This is a genomic window from Dokdonia sp. Asnod1-B02, from assembly GCF_045063955.1.
Taxonomy (GTDB): Bacteria; Bacteroidota; Bacteroidia; order Flavobacteriales; family Flavobacteriaceae; genus Dokdonia.
The window spans coordinates 2,480,572-2,499,373 of record NZ_JBEFNW010000002.1; the positions used below are offsets into that span (position 1 = coordinate 2,480,572).

Genomic DNA, 18,802 nt, shown 5'->3' on the forward strand with positions numbered 1-18,802 from the left:
ATTGAAGCACTTCCCTATTGTATCATAACAATATCTTTTTGAGAAAATCTAGCACATGTACAGCGGCTGTATGGCTCGCTGTCGTGCTTTTAAGTCTATGTACAGTAGGTTGTTCTAACAGTAAAAACACAGAGCGAGATCATGAAGTGTTTAGATACAACGAGCAATACCAGATTTCAACATTAGATCCTGCTTTTGCTCGTAATCCGCCTATTATCTGGCCGGTGAATCAATTATTTAATGGACTTGTACAATTAGATAATGATCTTAATGTGCAGCCAGATATCGCTAAGTCTTGGATTATTTCTGAAGATGCCCTCACCTACTCTTTCACGCTACGTGATGATGTAAAGTTTCATAAACATGAAGCTTTTAATACTGTAGATAGCACAAGGAATGTGGTTGCAAGTGACTTTGTATATTCCTTTGATAGACTTACAGATCCAGCTATCGCATCACCTGGAAGTTGGGTACTTAGTAATGTGGAACATTATAAAGCAGAAAATGACAGTACTTTTACAGTACAATTAAAGCAACCTTTTCCAGCCTATTTAGGATTGCTTAGCATGAGATACTGCTCTGTTGTACCTAAGGAAGTGACAACTTTTTATGGAAATGAATTTAGATCAAACCCTATAGGTACTGGTCCTTTTAAATTTAAACGTTGGGAAGAAGGTGTAAAACTTGTACTTCGTAAAAACGAATTATATTATGAGAAAGATGCTGCTGGAAATAGCCTTCCTTACTTAGAGGCTGTTGCCATTACATTTTTACCAGACAAGCAAAGCGAATTTTTACAGTTTGCTCAAGGTAATATAGATTTTTTAAATAGCCTTGATCCATCGTATAAAGATGAGATACTTACTGCTTCTGGACAACTACGAGAAAAATATCAAGATCAAGTAAATTTTGAAAAAGTTCCATGGCTTAACACTGAGTACATAGGTTTCTATCTTGATAGTAACACTCCAGAAGTTCAATCTACTTTATTACGTAAGGCAGTGAACTACGGTTTTGATCGTGAGAAAATGATCACCTACCTGCGCAATGGGATAGGAAAACCTGCAGTAAACGGTTTTATTCCCAAGGGACTTCCTGGTTTTAACGACATAGATGGTTATAGTTACAATCCTACACTTGCTAAAGAACTTGTAGCTCAGTACACCGCACAAACTGGAGACCAGTCACCACAACTCACGATAGGTACAAACAGTCAGTACCTTGATATATGCGAGTACATACAGCGAGAGTTACAAAAAGTAGGACTGGATGTACAAATTGATGTGATGCCTCCATCTACCCTACGCCAGATGAAAAGTAGTGGTGAGCTAGACGCTTTCCGCGCTAGTTGGATAGCAGATTACCCAGATGCCGAAAACTACTTGAGTTTATTTTACAGTAAAAACTTCACTCCTAATGGACCTAACTATACACACTTTAAAAGTGCGACCTTCGACAGTCTTTACGAGAAGAGTTTAAGTATTATAGATATTAATGAACGCAAACAGTACTATATAAAAATGGACTCTCTTATTATAGAGCAATCCCCTATCATTCCGCTTTATTATGACGAAGTGGTACGATTTACCCAAAAGACCATTTCAGGTTTTGAACCCAATGCTCAGAACTTCTTAGTGTTGAAACATGTAAAAAAGAGTAAAAAGTAGTGTGATTACGCTTTCGCGAAAGCGTACCTAAAACAATTATAATATCGAACAAAAAGACACTTATAACACCATTTTATCACCTTCTGAAGAGACACTCTTTAAGGATAGAAATAGCAAATTCTTTGGCTATGCATTCCCCGTTACCACAGAGGAAGAAGTCAAGGAACATATAGATGCCTTAAAAAAACAGCACTACCAAGCCAGACACTGGTGCTATGCGTATGTGCTAGGTAAGGAATACGAACAATACCGTGCAAATGACGATGGCGAGCCTTCTAATAGTGCGGGTGCTCCTATTTATGGACAGCTACAATCTTTTGATGTTACAAATGTACTTGTAGTGGTTGTAAGATATTTTGGTGGAACAAAGTTAGGTGTAGGCGGTCTAATCAATGCTTATAGAACGGGTGCACAACTCGCACTTGATAATGCTCGTATTGTAGAGAAAACAATTGATATTCCTTTTTCTGTACAATTTGAGTATCCCCTACTCAACAAAGCGATGCGCTTAATTAATGACTACAAGGTGACCATTATCGAGCAAAAAATGGAAATGGACTGCGTCTTTCATCTCGCTATACGCAGAAAAGAGTCTGAAAAGGTGATTGAGGCTTTTAATGAAGTCTATGGAATTAACCTTCTAAAAGAAGATTAACTAGAGCTTCTCTAAAATGTATTTTGGGCACCTCATAGGTCTCCCAGTTTTAGTATTCATAAAGATCAATTCTGTACTTGCCACTGTTAATAACTCTTCCTTTTGGTTATAAACTTTATAATCGAACATAATACGCACCGTAGGAATATTCCTAAGTGAAGTTTCTATTTTAAGGCGATCATCGAAAAGTGCAGATTTTTTAAAGGTCGTATTTAAATTATATACCGGTAGCATAACTCCATTTTCTTCCATCCATTTATAAGAAATTCCAAGCTGTTCTAGCCATTCAAGTCTCGCAATTTCAAGATATTGAGCGTAGTTACTATGGTGCACAAAGCCCATCTGGTCGGTTTCTGAGTAGCGAACTTTAACAAAAGTAATATGGTTTTTCACAGTAGAGAGGTCTAATTTTTTGTAATTTTAAATCTGATATATGATGCAACAAAATTTGCAAAAAAACAACCCTCTACTAGTTTTTTTATTACTTTTTTTGTTCACATATTTGCTTAGCTTTTAAAGGGGGCCTTATCAACAATACGATAATCCTTTTAAAAGGCATTCTGTACTAAAAAACAACCAATAATTTAACTCAACGAATGACTCTAACTGCGCAATCTGTATGGGATAATTGTCTCGCTTTTATTAAGGACAATATTACACCCCAGGCATACAAGACGTGGTTTGAACCGATTAAAGCGGTCAAGCTCACAGATAACGCATTAAGCATACAAGTGCCTAGTAAGTTCTTTTATGAATGGCTAGAAGAGCACTATGTTAAACTTCTTAAAGTTGCGCTTAACAAAGTACTAGGTGAAAATGCCAAACTGGTTTATGTAATCAGAATGGAAAACACTTACGGAAATAATCAACCGTTTACTGAAAAGATTCCTAGTGCAAATCGTAGCACAATGAAATCTCAAGATGTTGATGCTCCATTTAAAAATAAGAATCCAGAGCTTAAAAATCCTTTTGTAATTCCTGGTATCAGAAATTTACAAATTGAATCACAGCTCAATCCTAATTATAATTTTGATAACTTCCTTGAAGGTGACTCTAACCGTCTTGCACGTTCTGCAGGAATGGCGGTTGCAAATAAACCTGGAGGAACATCATTTAATCCACTACTCGTTTTTGGTGGTGTAGGTTTAGGAAAAACACACCTTGCACACGCCATAGGTGTTCAAATAAAAGATAAATATCCAGCAAAGACTGTTTTATACATATCTGCTGAGAAGTTTACACAACAGTATATTGAGTCTGTAAAAAAGAACAACAGAAATGACTTTATACATTTCTATCAAGTTATTGATGTTCTTATTGTAGATGATATTCAATTACTAAGTGGTAAAGCAGGAACTCAAGATGTGTTCTTCCATATCTTTAATCACCTACATCAGAATGGTAAGCAAGTAATTCTTACCTCAGATAAGGCGCCGGTTGATATGCAAGACATCGAGCAACGCCTTCTTTCTCGTTTTAAATGGGGATTAAGTGCAGAGCTACAACACCCAAGCTTTGAAACGCGTATAGCCATCATAAAGCAAAAGCTGTATCAAGATGGTGTTGAGATGCCAGAAGAGATTGTAGAATTTCTTGCAAATAATATCAAGACAAATGTAAGAGAGCTAGAAGGTGCTATTATATCACTTATTGCTCACTCTTCTTTCAATAAGAAAGAAATCACATTAGATCTAGCTAAGAAGATTGTAGATAACTACGTGAAGCACACCAAGCGCGAAGTATCTATAGATTACATACAAAAAATTGTATCAGATTACTTCCAGATGGATGTAGAGACACTACAGTCTAAAACTCGTAAACGTCACATTGTACAAGCAAGACAGCTCGCTATGTTCTTTGCAAAGAAGCTTACAAAGGCATCTCTTGCAAGTATAGGTTCTCAAATAGGACAACGCGATCACGCAACCGTATTACACGCTTGTAAAACGGTAGATAACCTTGCCAGCACAGACAAGCAGTTTAGAAAATACGTAGAAGATTTAGGAAAGAAGCTCTCTGTGTAACTTCTATCTTGAATTGATTATAATAACAAAGCCTCTACATTTTCATGTAGAGGCTTTGTTAGTTTTTAGGAATGAATAAAAATTATTGAGTCACTTATTTCTTTTTAATGTTGTCACTCGCAGCTTTTTCTCTAGAAGAACTAACTATACCGTAAATCGTTACAGCCATACCCGTGAGAAGAAAGCCAAAAATAAAATAATTACTAGCCTCAAAAGCCATACACATAATACCAGTAGTAATGAGCACTCCACCAAAAGTTGATATCCATTCTCCTTTTGAACTTTTTTGAATTTTCATGATATTACTTCTATTGTTAGAAATGTCAATATACAATTAACATCACGAATAGTTAACGTCTAGGCAAATCGCTTTCCTCATCTTTTAATGGAAGCTCAGAACTTCCCATTAAAAACTTATCGACGTGGTGAGCTGCTTGACGCCCTTCAGAAATTGCCCAGACGATAAGTGACTGCCCTCTACGCATATCACCTGCTGCAAATACACCCGAGACATTGGTACTATAATCAGTTGCCTTAATGTTACCTCTCAAATCTGTATCGAGATGTAATTGGTCAATTAATGTTTTTTCTGGACCGGTGAAACCTAATGCTAGAAATGCCATATCACATTCCCATTCTTTTTCTGAATTAGGAACTTCTTTTAACTCTCGTCTTCCACTTTCATGAGTAATCCACTCCACCTCTGCGGTAATTAGTCCTGTAAGATTTCCTGCAGCGTCACCCACAAATTCTTTGGTAGATATACTAAACACACGATCAACCCCTTCTTTATGCGAAGAACTTGTGCGTAGTCGCATAGGATAATATGGCCAAGGCTGTTCTGTAGGTCGATCTACAGTAGGCTTATTAAGAATCTCAAAGTTAGTCACACTACTTGCTCCTTGCCTATTACTCGTGCCTATACAATCAGAACCTGTATCTCCTCCTCCTATTACGACAACGTTTTTACCGGTTGCTACAATTTCTTCTTCCCAATCATTTAAGCCATCTTGACGCTCGTTATTCTGCTTTAAAAAATCCATTGCTTGATACACTCCTTTAAGATGCGCACCCTTAATTGGTATTGATCTTCTTATGGTTGCTCCTCCGCACAGTACAATAGCATCATACTCATTTTGGAGCGCCTCTACACTTATGTTATTACCCACATGTGCATTTGTTTTAAAGATGATTCCTTCTTCCTCAAGGACCTCAAGACGACGATCTATTACATTTTTTTCCATCTTAAAATCTGGAATTCCATAACGTAGTAATCCGCCCACTTTTGCATCCCTTTCAAAAACAGTCACCGCATGTCCAGCTCTGTTGAGCTGTTGCGCTGTAGCAAGCCCAGAAGGTCCAGAACCTATAACAGCAACAGATTTACCTGTACGTTTCACAGGTGGTTGCGCTGTAATCCATCTTTCTTCAAAAGCACGCTCTACTATATTTTTTTCTATATTTTCAATACTTACTGGATCTTCATTAATGCCAAGAACACAAGCTTCCTCACATGGGGCAGGACAAAGTCTTCCTGTAAATTCTGGAAAATTATTGGTTGCATGTAATATCCCTGCAGCCTCTTTCCAGCGACCTTTATACACTGCATCATTAAAGTCTGGTATAAGGTTACCTAACGGGCATCCAGAATGACAAAATGGAATCCCGCAATCCATACATCTTCCTCCCTGCTTTTTGAGATCTGACTCTTCAAGTGGAACGGTAAATTCTTTGTAATTTTTTAAGCGTTCCTCCGGAGCTACATAGCTCTCATCTTTGCGCTTATATTCTAAAAATCCTGTTACTTTTCCCATCTCTTAGTTTGCTAATTTTTGTTCTTCCTCTAGTCTTATTAAAGCCTGGCGGTATTCTTCTGGTAACACTTTCGTGAAATTGCCTATTTCCACATCCCAATTTTCTAGGAAACGTTGTGCTAGTGGAGATTGTGTGGCATTATAATGGTTTTCAACCAATTGTCTAAGTTCTTCACGATCTTGTTTTTCTTCTACTTTTAAGAAGTTTAAGCCCTCTGAGTTTGCTTTTCGCGAAAGCGAACTATCAACATCATACACATATGCAATTCCACCACTCATTCCAGCTCCAAAGTTTCTTCCCACGGCTCCTAAAATCACTGCTACTCCTCCTGTCATATACTCACAACCATGATCACCTATACCTTCTACAACAGCTCTAGCTCCCGAGTTACGTACACAAAAACGCTCTCCTGCCTTTCCATTGATGTAAGCCTCTCCAGCGGTAGCACCATAAAATGCTACGTTTCCAATAATGACATTATCCTCAGGAATTATGGTTGCCTCTACAGGTACTTTTACAATCACTTTTGCTCCAGAAAGTCCTTTACCTATATAGTCATTTGTATTTCCAGTAACCGAAAGTGTTAGTCCATGCGTTGCAAATGCTGCAAAACTTTGTCCAGCCGAACCTTCAAAGTTGATTTTTAATGTATTTTCTGGTAGCCCATTAACTCCATAAATTTTTGAGATCTCATTACTTAAAATGGCTCCTACTGCTCTGTCTTCATTTGTAATCTTAAGATCAAGCGTGGTTTTCTCTTTTCTGAATAATGCAGGGTGCGCCTGAGATATAATTTTGAAATCTAATGCTTTTTCTAAATCGTGATCTTGCTTCTCTGTATTTCGTAAGGACTGTCCTTCTTTAACAGCAATCTTGTGTAATATAGGAGACAAGTCTAGACCTAATGCTTTATACTGATCTATAGCGGTGTTTCGCTCTAGTTTTTGCACTTGCCCAACCATTTCATCTACGGTCTTGAAGCCAAGCTTTGCCATAATCTCACGAAGCTCTTGCGCCACGAAATACATAAAGTTAACTACATGTTCTGGCTTTCCTTTGAAACGCTTACGTAACTCTGGGTTTTGCGTAGCAATTCCCACAGGACAAGTATTTAAGTGACATACACGCATCATAATACATCCAGAAGCCACTAGCGGTGCAGTTGCAAAACCAAACTCCTCTGCTCCTAAAAGACATGCAATTGCTACGTCTCTACCGGTTTTTAGTTGGCCATCACATTCTAATCTCACACGACCACGCAAATCATTCATAACGAGTGTTTGCTGCGCTTCGGCTAGTCCTAACTCCCACGGAAGCCCTGTATGTTTTAATGAAGTAAGCGGCGTTGCACCAGTTCCTCCATCATGCCCAGAGATTAAAATAACATCTGCCTTTGCTTTTGCAACTCCAGCGGCTACAGTACCTACACCTACTTCTGATACTAGTTTTACATTAATGCGCGCTTCTCTATTTGCAGATTTAAGGTCATAAATAAGCTGTGATAAATCTTCAATCGAGTAAATATCATGGTGCGGTGGTGGAGAAATCAATCCTACATAAGGAGTAGAATTACGTGTTTTTGCAATTTCTGGATTTACTTTAGGCCCAGGCAACTGCCCTCCTTCACCAGGCTTAGCTCCTTGCGCCATTTTTATTTGAATCTCTGCAGCATTTGTAAGATAATTTGAAGTTACCCCAAATCGGCCAGAAGCCACTTGTTTGATTGCACTGTTTTTCCAATCACCGTTTACATCCTTATAAAAACGCTCTTGGTTTTCTCCTCCTTCTCCAGAATTTGATTTACCATCTATACGATTCATCGCTACAGCAAGTGTTTCATGCGCCTCTTTACTAATAGATCCATAAGACATTGCTCCCGTTTTAAAACGCTTTACAATATCCGTCCAAGGCTCTACTTCGTCAATATCTATAGGATCATAGTTTGTAAACTCAAACAAGCCCCTAATAGTCATTAGTTGTTTTGCTTGATTATTTACACGATCTGCATATTCCTTATAAATTACCGGCTTATTGCTTCGTACAGATTCTTGAAGTTTTGCAATCGTAAGCGGATTAAATAAATGAGCCTCCCCGTCTCTTCGCCATCTGTACTCACCACCTATTTCTAGTGGTAAGTCTGCAGCAATTTCCTTTTTATCGTAAGCAGCTGTATGACGCTTACTTATTTCTCCTTCTAATTGGTGTAATCCAACACCCTCAATTCTAGTCACCGTGCGAGGAAAGTATTTTGAAACTACTTTTTTACTAATACCTATACATTCAAATAGCTGCGAACTACGATATGAATTAAGTGTAGAAATTCCAATCTTGTTCATCACCTTAAGCACACCTTTACCTACAGCTTTATTGAAATTTTGAATAGCCTCCTCTACATCTACACTAGCAAGCTCAAGATCTTCTGGGTGATTTTCTATAATCTCATTAACCATATAAGGGTTAATCGCACTCGCACCATAACCAAACAATAACGCAAAATGATGCACCTCTCTAGGCTCTGCAGATTCAATAATTAAACTTAATTGTGATCTCTTCTTATGAGTTGCTAGTCCGTTGTTTACATAAGAGCAGGCAAGCAATGCTGGTATAGGTGCCTCTGTAATTGACGTATTTCGATCTGATAGAATAACAATATTTGCTCCCTCATCAAGCTGCTTGCTTACATTTTGCAACAGTTTTTCTAGCGCTTCTTCAAGACCGTTATGACCTCTCTCTACCTGATATAACATCGGCACAGAAACCACTTTGAAGTTTTTATCATCTAGACTTTTAATCTTATCTAAATCTTGTTTTGATATAACTGGGTTTTGGATTTTAAGTTTTCTACAATGCTCGGGATTTATGTCAAAAATATTATAATCGGCTCCCAGGGTTAGAGAAATATCTGTAATCAACTCTTCTCTAATACCATCTAGTGGTGGGTTTGTAACCTGAGCAAATAATTGTTTGAAGTAGTTATAAATGAGTTGCGGTCTTTCTGAAAGCGCTGCAATAGGAGCATCATTACCCATAGAACCTATAGGCTCCTTAGCATTTGCAGCCATGGGTAGTATAATTGTATTTATATCTTCTTGCGTATACCCAAAGGTGATCAAACGCTCTTTAAGTGGCGCTTCATTTAAAAATAACGGACACTCATTATAAGGGATATCCCTTAAGTGAATTAAATTTTCATCAAGCCATTCTTGATACGGGTGGCGCGTTGCAATCTCCTCTTTTATTTCCTCATCGTTAATGATACGACCTTGCGCCATATCTACTAGAAACATCTTACCAGGTTCTAAACGACCGTGGAACTGTACATTGCTAGGCTCAATATCTACCACACCTATTTCTGAAGCCATAATCACGTAGCCATCCTTTGTAACAGAATAACGCGATGGACGCAATCCATTACGATCAAGTACCGCTCCTATATAATTACCATCTGTAAATGGAATAGATGCAGGACCATCCCAAGGCTCCATTAGGCAGGAGTTAAATTCATAAAAAGCACGTTTTGCAGGAGACATCTCCTTATTTTTTTCCCACGCTTCTGGCACGAGCATCATCATTACCTCTGGAAGTGAGCGACCTGTCATTAATAACAGCTCTACCACCATATCCATAGACGCACTATCAGATTTACTTGGGATTACCACTGGTAACACAGCTTTGATATCCTCCCCAAAAAGCGGACTCTCCATAAGCTCTTCTCGCGAATACATACGAGTTACATTCCCTCGCAACGTATTAATCTCTCCATTATGGCACATGTATCTAAAAGGCTGTGCAAGATCCCATGTAGGGAATGTATTTGTTGAAAAACGCTGATGCACAAGTGCTAGACGTGTCACAACCCTAGGATCCATCAAGTCCTTATAATAGACCTTAATATCTTGAGGCATTAGTAGCCCCTTATAAATGATTGTTTTGGTAGAAAAACTAGGCACATAAAAGAATGAACTTTCAGATAGCTTAGAATCATATATGGTGTGTTCTGCAATTTTACGTGCAGTAAATAATTTTAAATTAAATGCAAATTCTGGAGTTGGTTTTTGTTGCGCTTTCGCGAAAGCGGGATTCTTATCACCACCGTCATACGAAACAAAGATTTGCTTTACAAAGGGTTCTGAAACCTGAGCAATCTCACCCAAAATAGATTTATCTACCGGTACATCTCTCCATCCTATAATATGTATACCTTGATCTGCAAGACTCTTCTCAAACACCGAAATACAGTAATCTCGTTGGTTTTGTTTACGAGGAAGAAACACATTACTCACAGCATAACTCCCTTCTTGTGGCAACTCAAAATCACAGCTCGCTTGAAAATAATCGTGAGGTATATCTATAAGGATTCCTGCGCCATCTCCCGTTCTTCCATCTGCACTTACAGCTCCTCGATGCTCTAGTTTTTCTAGAATTTCTAGTGCTTTATGAATAATGTCATTTGACTTTATTCCTTTTAAACTACAAATGAATCCCGCTCCACAAGCATCGTGTTCAAATTCTTTTAAATATAATCCCTGATCCTTAAGCATTGTCTACATTTTTATGGTGAAACCATCATTACTTATTCACAAGATAATCCTACTTATCTAAGTCTCAAAAACCACCGCACATTATTGCGATTAATAAATTATAGACACCACTTAATTCATATAACCTCATTAAAACATAGGTTATTTTATCATATTCAAATTAATAAAATTGCTCAAAAACCACGAAAACGTTATCGCCATTGCAACGAATACTACCTAAGACCAAAATATCCTTAATAATTTAACTCATTTAACACTAAAAACCCAACAACCCAAAAACACATATCACAACAAAATCACAAATTATTTACCACACCCCTAATTTTTTAGGGGTGATTTTAAAAAAAACATAAAAATTTACAAAACAACACCACAATTTATAGCCTTAACTAAATTTTAAGATACATTTGGGAACTAATCAACAATAAAACCACACTCTTATGAAGTCCATTATTACGTTCTTAGTACTAGCCATTACAACCGCTTCCTTATTTGCTCAGGAAGAATCAACAAAGAAAAAATTTACTGTAGAAGGAAGTGTTGACACATACTTTAGACAAAACCTTTCTGGACCTAATGGCGAGGATGCTATCGCTCCAAATACCTCCTTTGCAAATCGCAATGGTTTTGCAATTGGTATGGCAAATGTGATAGGTTCTTTTGAAAGTGAAAATGGAAAAGTAGGTGCTGTCGCAGATTTAGTTTTTGGCCCTAGAGGTGAAGAAGCTGTTTTCTTATCTGGACCTTCTTCAAATATTGTTAACCAACTTTACGTATACTGGAATGTTTCGGAAAAAGTAAAACTTACTTTAGGAAACTTTAATACCTTCTTAGGTTATGAAGTAATCTCTCCTACTCTCAACTTTAACTACTCAACGTCTTATATGTTTTCATATGGACCATTTTCTCATACGGGTATAAAAGCAGACTTTACTTTATCTGAAGATTGGAGCGCTATGGTAGGTGTACTCAACCAGACAGATGCTACAGAATTTAATTTTGATAACGATTACACACTAGGCGCTCAACTAGGTTATAAGTCCACGTATCTTAATTTCTTGTATGGAAAGCAAGGAGGAAGTACAGAAAGCACATTCCAAGTAGATCTTACTACTGGTCACGATCTATCAGATGACTTTTACCTAGGTCTTAACGCAACATACAATGACACAGACGGAGCTTCATTTTATGGTGTTGCGCTATATCCACAATACAAAACATCAGAATCATTTACACTAGGACTGAGAGGAGAATACTTTGCAGAAGCAGAAGGTGGTGCTGGAGCCATAGGAGGTTATGATGATGAAGGAGATGCATCTGTACTTGCAGTTACTCTTACTGGAAGTTATACCGTAGGTGACCTTACCATCAAGCCAGAATTTCGCTTAGACAGTGCTAGTGAAGACACCTTCCTTGATACTGACCTTGAACCTAACAGCTCATTATCTTCATTTCTAATTGCAGGTATCTATAAATTCTAATAAAACCAATCTCTAATTATGATACAACTATTAAACTCAATTATGCCTAATCTCATGTTTATACAAGACACTGTAAGTCCTGAAGATTTAGAAAATGCAATCACTGCGATTAATGGAGACATAGGAATGCTTTGGATGCTACTATCTGGTATACTAGTATTCTTTATGCAAGCCGGATTCACATTAGTAGAATCTGGAATGACACGTTCTAAAAATGCCGTAAATATTGCAATGAAAAACCTACTAGACATTTGCGTAGGTTCTTTAACATACTGGATTGTAGGATACTCTCTGATGTATGGAGACACTTCTAACGGTTGGTTTTTCTGGAGTGGTCTTTTTCAAGGAGAAGGCGCAGATCTTTTCTTCCAAACAATGTTTGCTGCAACAGCTGCAACCATCGTGTCTGGAGCAATTGCAGGTAGAACAAAATACTCAACATACATTATATTCTCTCTAATAATGACAGCCGTTATTTATCCTATTTCAGGAGGATGGCAATGGCAAGGAGAAGGCTGGTTATCTAACCTAGGCTTCATTGATTTTGCTGGATCATCTATTGTTCACTCTGTAGGTGGATGGGCTGCATTAGTTGCTGCTATATTAGTAGGACCACGTATTGGAAAATTTGTCGATGGAAAAGTATTTGAAATACCAGGACACAACCAAGTACTAGCCACTCTAGGTGTATTTATTCTTTGGTTAGGATGGTTTGGTTTCAATGGTGGATCTCAACTCGCTTGGGGTGGAGCAGATGCTATAGGAGCTTCAAACGTTGTACTAATCACAAATCTATCTGCTGCTGGAGGAGGACTAGGTGCATTAATAACAACGTGGATCTGGTATGGAAAACCACACCTAGCACAAACCTTAAATGGAGCCCTTGCCGGTTTAGTAAGTATTACTGCAGGTTGTGGTAATATGAGCGCTGGAGGAGCGGTTTTAGCTGGATTAATAGGAGGTATCCTAGTGGTATTCTCAATAGAGTTTATCGAGAAGAAACTTAAAATTGACGATGCAGTAGGTGCAGTTTCAGTACACGGAGTTGTAGGTGTTTGGGGAACCATAGTAATTGGACTTTGGGGAATTGATGGAGATGCAGGAATAGGTCTACTTAATGGTGGTGGCGCTAGTCAACTAGGCGTTCAAGCATTAGGTGCTTTGGCGTATGCAGCATGGTCTATTGGCTTATCATTTATTATTTTATTTGCACTTAAGAAGACTATTGGACTACGTGTAAGTAAAGAAATAGAAGAATTAGGTCTTGATATGGCAGAACACGGTACTATAGCTTACCCAGGAAAAAGAGATAGAGGAGAGTAATTAAATATCAACCTCAATTCGCATATTTTACTTTAATTTTAAAACCCTGACCATCTGGTCAGGGTTTTTTATTATCGGTATTTTATTACGCTTTCGCAAAAGCGTATATAAATTAAGTACCTTAGAGTTATGAACGAACAAGCTCCCTCCACTACAAAGATCTTAATGGTTTGCCTAGGAAACATATGCCGCTCTCCGCTAGCCGAAGGTATTTTAAGATCTAAACTAGACGAAACTCTTTTCAATGTAGACTCCGTAGGTACAGGAGATTGGCACGTTGGTAATCCGCCAGATCCTAGGAGCGTAAAAGTAGGATTATCTCATGGTGTGGATATCTCAGGACTTAGAGGGAGACAGTTATCTCAAAGTGATTTTAATGATTTTGATCATATTTATGTAATGGATCAAAACAATCTGGAAGATGTGCTGGCCAAAGCAACTACAGATGAGCAGCGCCGTAAAGTAGTGATGATTCTCGATGTAGTGTTTCATGGAGAAAAAGTAGATGTTCCAGATCCATATCATGGAAGTGCAGAAGAATTTGAGAGAGTGTATGAAATGCTGGATACCGCATGCAATCATATCGCAAAGGAACTAGCGTAATTTATTACATCATACATCTTATTAGAAATTATAGACATTGCAAAAGTAAATATTGCTCATATGAGTCGATGTATTTATATTGCAACCCATACGATAACCCCAACCTATAAACTACTTACCTATGAGTTCATTTACCGCAACTGGAAAATTATATCTGATACCCACGACTCTAGGTGACACAAGCGCTCTAGAAGTGATGCCTATCTCTGTAAAAAAGGTAGTAGAATTTATAGATACGTACATCGTAGAAAACGAAAAAACAGCGCGTCGCTCCATTAAAGCGATATCTCCTGGCAAATCACAACCCTCACTAAAATTATTCCCATTAAATAAATACACAGATATTGCTGAGCTCCCATCGTATTTAGAGCCATGTTTACAAGGGGAATCTGTAGGGTTACTATCTGAGGCTGGAGTTCCAGGTGTCGCAGATCCTGGAGCAGAAGTTGTAAAAATTGCCCACCAAAAAGGCATCCAAGTTGTGCCACTTGTAGGTCCATCATCTATACTCATGGCAATGATGAGTAGTGGTATGAATGGTCAAAATTTTGCTTTTAATGGATATCTACCTATTGACGCACAACAGCGCAAGCAAGAGTTGAAACGATTAGAACGTTTATCTTCTGAGCAGGGACAAACGCAATTATTCATTGAGACTCCGTATCGCAACAATAAGATGCTAGAAGACATTTGCAATACTGTTCATCCTGAAACACAAGTTTGTATTGCTTGTGATATCACGCTTCCTACAGAATATATAGTGACAAAAAGTGCTTCTTTCTGGAAAACTAATGCACCAGACTTACACAAAAGACCTGCAATTTTTATAATTCACAAGTCATATTAAGTTAGCGCCTCAAATTAGCTGGCCTAGGATATTTTTGTTGGATTTTTTTAATCATGGGTTCTAGACCATTTACTTTAATTTCCATCATTTCTTGAAGTAACCTTCCCAGCTTACCTTCTGGAAAACCTTGTTGTCTAAACCACACAAAATAAGATTCTGGCAGATCTACTAAGTACCAACCTTTATATTTACCAAAAGGCATTCTATAATAAGCCATCTCTATAAGGTGATCTTGTGCTTCTTTATGTATATCTGCCATGCTTGTTATTTCTTAATCACCGTTTTACCCTCAATCGTTATTGCCGAACCTTCTATCAAATACATAGAAGTAGGCTCCTGAACTTGTAGGAAGCTAAATTTCGCACCATACATCGCCTCAAAGTCAATATCAAACGTTGCTTTCTTTATAGGATGATGATTCCATCGCGGGTGCGTCACCTCGTACTCATTAGTTTTAAACTTAGAAGGACTGGCGTATCCCCAGTAATGTTCTGATATGAACTCCATCTCACTATTCTTCTCAATAGGTTGCGAAGCTACAGCAGCCTCTATACTAATAGACTGCCAAGTGCCATCTTTTTTCCATCCATATGAGATCTTGCGATGTTCACTTGTAATCTCCCACTCATGTCGCATTGGTAAGGTTTCATAGCTCTCATTATAAAGTGCATTTGCAACAAAAGAAATTGCAGGCTTAGGAACTACTTCTTTTATAAACACTGCCCCACGTTTCCAAATACCACCATCTTTTCTACGCACGTAAAAACGCAGATTCACCTCTTCAAAATTTACGTGAAATGGAATTTTGACACCCTTAATACGCGTATCCATAAACATAAAAGCAATGACACTCACATAACATTTACCTTCATAAAAATCTAGCTCTGTTCCATAAGGGACATATGGCTCTAAAAGAGCTGGATCTACCTCATAATTTATAAAAGCAAGCTGGCGCCATGCTGCGGTAAGGAAGCTCATAGAATTATAGTGTGATAGTAATTAATATAAAGTAGTGCGAGTCTCACCTAGACTGTAAAGTAGGATTGTTTAATGCTGATACACTTTTATGCCATCTACATACGTAGCAGCGACTTTTAAGTTAGGAATCTTATCCTCTTCCACCGTCATGATATCTTCATCCATGATGATAAAATCTGCAAACTTTCCAGTTTCAATACTTCCTTTCTCGTCTTCTTCAAAATTTGAATAGGCAGCCCAGATTGTCATTCCTTTTAACGTTTCTTCTCTAGTAAGTGCATTCTCCATTTGATATCCACCTTCTGGATATTGCTTTAAATCTTTACGAGCAACAGATGCATAAAATGTATAAAACGGACTTACCTGTTCTACAGGAAAATCTGTTCCTAGGATTACAATACCTGACTGATTTAATAAGTCTTTATATGCATACGCTCCTTTGATACGCTCTGCTCCTACTCTATCTTCTGCCCAGTACATATCGCTAGTCGCGTGTGTAGGCTGTACAGAAGGTAAAATCTTATCACTAAAAACATCAAAATCTTCTCTTGATACTATTTGTGCATGTTCTACTTTCCATCTTGGATCTGTTTTTGAAGCTAGCACTTTTTCATAAGCTCTTAGTACGACTACGTTTGCACTATCACCTATGGCATGTGTATTCATTTGGAAATCTGCTGCGGCGATACGCTTTGCAAGATCATTCATCTCTTCAGATGGTGTGATCATCGCTCCAAAATGTCCATCCTTATCACTATAAGCCTCACGCATTGTCGCTCCACGAGAACCAAGAGCTCCATCACCATAAACCTTAATAGAACGTACATTAAGACGATCTGTTTTTACTTTTCCTGTAGTTAGGTAGTGATCTAGATTTTCTTCATTATTAGACAACATTGCATATACTCTCATTTGCAAACTTCCAGCTTGCTGAAGGCTATCTATAAGTTCTACAATATTTTTATTAAGACCTGCATCGTTTACAGTGGTAAGACCGTAAGAAAAACAAAGCTCCTGTGCTTCTAGTAACACTTGAGCACTTTCGGCAGTGCTAGGTTGTGGTAATACTGCGTCAACTAATGTTTGCGGTGTATCGATAAGAACACCAGTAACTTTACCGTCTACAAGTACTACTTCTCCTCCACTTACCTTTGTAGAAGCGTCAATACTGGCAAGATCTAACGCTTTTTGATTTACTAAATATGCGTGACCATCCACACGTTCTAAAACAACAGGAACATCTGGAAATAAAACGTCTAACTTATCTTTTGTAGGAAATTCTTTTACAGCCCAATCGTTCTGATCCCATCCTCTTCCTCTCAACACTGTTGCATCAGGATTTTCCTTTGCAAATGCAGATACTTTTGCAATTACCTCATCATAACTTTCAGTACCAACGAGATCTGCTATTTGGAGGTTTTGACCGAGTCCATAAAAGTGACAGTGACCATCTATAAGTCCAGGCAACACAGTTTTTCCTGTAGCATCTATTGTTTCAGCAGCTTCATACTTTTCACTAATGTCGTTAGACGTGCCTACTGCTATAAATTTTCCATCTTTGATTGCAAAAGATTCCGCTTTCGCGAAAGCGTTATCTACCGTATACACATTTGCATTTGTAACAATAAGGTCTACAGATTGCTTGGTGTCACAAGAGAATAATAAAGGAAGAATTGCTAAAGAATATAGAATTTTACGCATCGTTGGTTTTTTGTTTAAAAATACAAAAGACTCCTAGTACGTTGATAGTTTTTATCTAAGATTATGAACCTCAAGATCAACTTTTACATCTTGAGGCGACCTATAATTGAGGTGAAGATCAATCTCTAAATCATAAGTAATATTATACAGCTCCAGAACTGCATCTATTCTATCTTTTTTGAGCTTTGCTTCGCGAAGCTTTAATACGTGATAACTATATATCTTAACGCTATCTGATAAAAACTTATAAGCGAAAATAAAAATGAAGAAAGGTAATCCATACAATTTAAAAATTATATAATATCCAGGGGATTTCATAGATTCAAGTATCGTATACATGTAGTATAGGAAATAAACTCCAACACCTATTAAGAACAAACCTAATAGACCAAAGACAAATACACTTTTAAACTTTGATTTCCTTTCAATTTTAGCATACTCAAAAAGAATATTAACCTCCCTTAGCATGTTTTTGAATTTTGTAGAAAATAGCTTTTTTGAGCACGTACGATTAAAGTCTGGTTTGCGTTTTGTGAGATTACAAATTGAACCCTCACGTAAGTTTTTACGCTGGTGATTACAAAGTTCGCAGTGCCAATTATTGATCAATAGTCTCTAATATCTTAAATAACTGCTACTATCTTAATAACAGACTGGCTTAAAGATATACATTATAGAAAAAACCACCCTGACTCTGTACTACATTTTCAACATTTGAAAACTGTACATCAGAGTAGTTGTTTACATTACAACACTCTCCCTCTTGAAACTCCACGTCAAAAGACAAATCTGTTTCAAAACCATCAGGAACTGTTATACGCAACACTACATTAGAGCGACTTTCAGAAAAAGCATTAAGTGCTACTTGAGCCATTTGTGACTCATCAGATATACCCGTAAAAAAAGGGAAGTCTGCATTGTTGGACACATCTGTAACTACTAGTTCATCAAAAGAATATGTATCGTTAAAAAATACATCTTCTCCGGTTTCGGTATCTAAGAATTGTATAATTATATTACCTGACGCACAAGATACTGCACTGCAATCTGCTAGAGCGCTGTCTAAATCACTACTACAAGAACTCAGCATCATAATGAATGCTAGCGCACCTATTAATCTCTTCATAACCTTAGGGGTTTACATAGAAGATGCACTCTTTATGGAAA

At 37.6% G+C, this 18,802-nt stretch carries 16 protein-coding genes; 7 read left to right on the forward strand and 9 right to left on the reverse strand.

All coding sequences use genetic code 11. The features are described from left to right. The first annotated feature begins 38 nt into the window (after positions 1 to 38). The gene (locus tag ACJJVU_RS11250; RefSeq protein ID WP_405225418.1) at positions 39 to 1,667 is read left to right on the forward strand and encodes an ABC transporter substrate-binding protein; all 1,629 of its coding nucleotides are present in this window, start codon (positions 39 to 41) and stop codon (positions 1,665 to 1,667) included. A gap of 43 nt (positions 1,668 to 1,710) precedes the next feature. After that, on the forward strand, positions 1,711 to 2,322 hold the full coding sequence (locus ACJJVU_RS11255) for an IMPACT family protein (protein WP_405227510.1): 612 nt from the start codon (positions 1,711 to 1,713) through the stop codon (positions 2,320 to 2,322). Here the strand turns inward: ACJJVU_RS11255 and ACJJVU_RS11260 are convergent, their stop codons facing one another. After that, positions 2,323 to 2,715, reverse strand: coding sequence for a thioesterase family protein (locus ACJJVU_RS11260; RefSeq protein WP_144783688.1), 393 nt, complete (start codon positions 2,713 to 2,715; stop codon positions 2,323 to 2,325). It lies immediately after the preceding gene. A gap of 203 nt (positions 2,716 to 2,918) precedes the next feature. Here ACJJVU_RS11260 and dnaA point away from each other — a divergent pair, with 203 nt between their 5' ends. Then, positions 2,919 to 4,346, forward strand: a complete 1,428-nt coding sequence (dnaA, locus tag ACJJVU_RS11265) for a chromosomal replication initiator protein DnaA (protein WP_339845085.1) — start codon at positions 2,919 to 2,921, stop codon at positions 4,344 to 4,346. A gap of 94 nt (positions 4,347 to 4,440) precedes the next feature. Here dnaA and ACJJVU_RS11270 read toward each other — a convergent pair whose 3' ends face one another. The 3 genes from ACJJVU_RS11270 to gltB are packed head-to-tail and all read right to left on the reverse strand — an operon-like array spanning position 4,441 to position 10,702. Next, the gene (locus tag ACJJVU_RS11270) at positions 4,441 to 4,644 is read right to left on the reverse strand and encodes a hypothetical protein (RefSeq protein WP_405225422.1); all 204 of its coding nucleotides are present in this window, start codon (positions 4,642 to 4,644) and stop codon (positions 4,441 to 4,443) included. A 52-nt stretch (positions 4,645 to 4,696) separates the two neighbouring features. Then, the gene (locus ACJJVU_RS11275) at positions 4,697 to 6,160 is read right to left on the reverse strand and encodes a glutamate synthase subunit beta (protein WP_405225425.1); all 1,464 of its coding nucleotides are present in this window, start codon (positions 6,158 to 6,160) and stop codon (positions 4,697 to 4,699) included. A 3-nt stretch (positions 6,161 to 6,163) separates the two neighbouring features. Beyond that, a complete protein-coding gene (gene gltB, locus ACJJVU_RS11280) occupies positions 6,164 to 10,702 on the reverse strand; it encodes a glutamate synthase large subunit (protein ID WP_405225427.1) in 4,539 nt (1,512 codons plus the stop codon). 440 nt (positions 10,703 to 11,142) lie between these two features. Between gltB and ACJJVU_RS11285 the strand changes: the two genes are divergently transcribed. The 4 genes from ACJJVU_RS11285 (at position 11,143) to ACJJVU_RS11300 (ending at position 14,956) form a co-directional block, all read left to right on the forward strand. Further along, the gene (locus tag ACJJVU_RS11285; protein ID WP_405225430.1) at positions 11,143 to 12,183 is read left to right on the forward strand and encodes a porin; all 1,041 of its coding nucleotides are present in this window, start codon (positions 11,143 to 11,145) and stop codon (positions 12,181 to 12,183) included. Positions 12,184 to 12,237: 54 nt separating this feature from the next. Further along, on the forward strand, positions 12,238 to 13,506 hold the full coding sequence (locus ACJJVU_RS11290) for an ammonium transporter (protein ID WP_298325449.1): 1,269 nt from the start codon (positions 12,238 to 12,240) through the stop codon (positions 13,504 to 13,506). A 129-nt stretch (positions 13,507 to 13,635) separates the two neighbouring features. Further along, positions 13,636 to 14,109, forward strand: coding sequence for a low molecular weight protein-tyrosine-phosphatase (locus ACJJVU_RS11295; RefSeq protein WP_405225433.1), 474 nt, complete (start codon positions 13,636 to 13,638; stop codon positions 14,107 to 14,109). Positions 14,110 to 14,230: 121 nt separating this feature from the next. After that, positions 14,231 to 14,956 carry an SAM-dependent methyltransferase gene (locus ACJJVU_RS11300; protein WP_298324182.1) on the forward strand — a complete coding sequence of 242 codons (726 nt, stop codon included), beginning with the start codon at positions 14,231 to 14,233 and terminating at the stop codon, positions 14,954 to 14,956. 1 nt (position 14,957) lies between these two features. Here the strand turns inward: ACJJVU_RS11300 and ACJJVU_RS11305 are convergent, their stop codons facing one another. From ACJJVU_RS11305 to ACJJVU_RS11325, 5 genes are all read right to left on the reverse strand, one after another. After that, a complete protein-coding gene (locus ACJJVU_RS11305) occupies positions 14,958 to 15,215 on the reverse strand; it encodes a DUF3820 family protein (protein ID WP_013749509.1) in 258 nt (85 codons plus the stop codon). 5 nt (positions 15,216 to 15,220) lie between these two features. Continuing rightward, on the reverse strand, positions 15,221 to 15,934 hold the full coding sequence (locus ACJJVU_RS11310; protein WP_405225437.1) for a YqjF family protein: 714 nt from the start codon (positions 15,932 to 15,934) through the stop codon (positions 15,221 to 15,223). 69 nt (positions 15,935 to 16,003) lie between these two features. After that, positions 16,004 to 17,635 (reverse strand): amidohydrolase, encoded by a 1,632-nt coding sequence (locus ACJJVU_RS11315; RefSeq protein ID WP_405225440.1) that lies wholly within the window; start codon positions 17,633 to 17,635, stop codon positions 16,004 to 16,006. Positions 17,636 to 17,686: 51 nt separating this feature from the next. Continuing rightward, positions 17,687 to 17,953, reverse strand: a complete 267-nt coding sequence (locus tag ACJJVU_RS11320) for a hypothetical protein (RefSeq protein ID WP_405225443.1) — start codon at positions 17,951 to 17,953, stop codon at positions 17,687 to 17,689. Between the two features lie 340 nt (positions 17,954 to 18,293). Beyond that, on the reverse strand, positions 18,294 to 18,761 hold the full coding sequence (locus tag ACJJVU_RS11325; protein WP_405225446.1) for a hypothetical protein: 468 nt from the start codon (positions 18,759 to 18,761) through the stop codon (positions 18,294 to 18,296). Positions 18,762 to 18,802 lie beyond the last annotated feature (41 nt).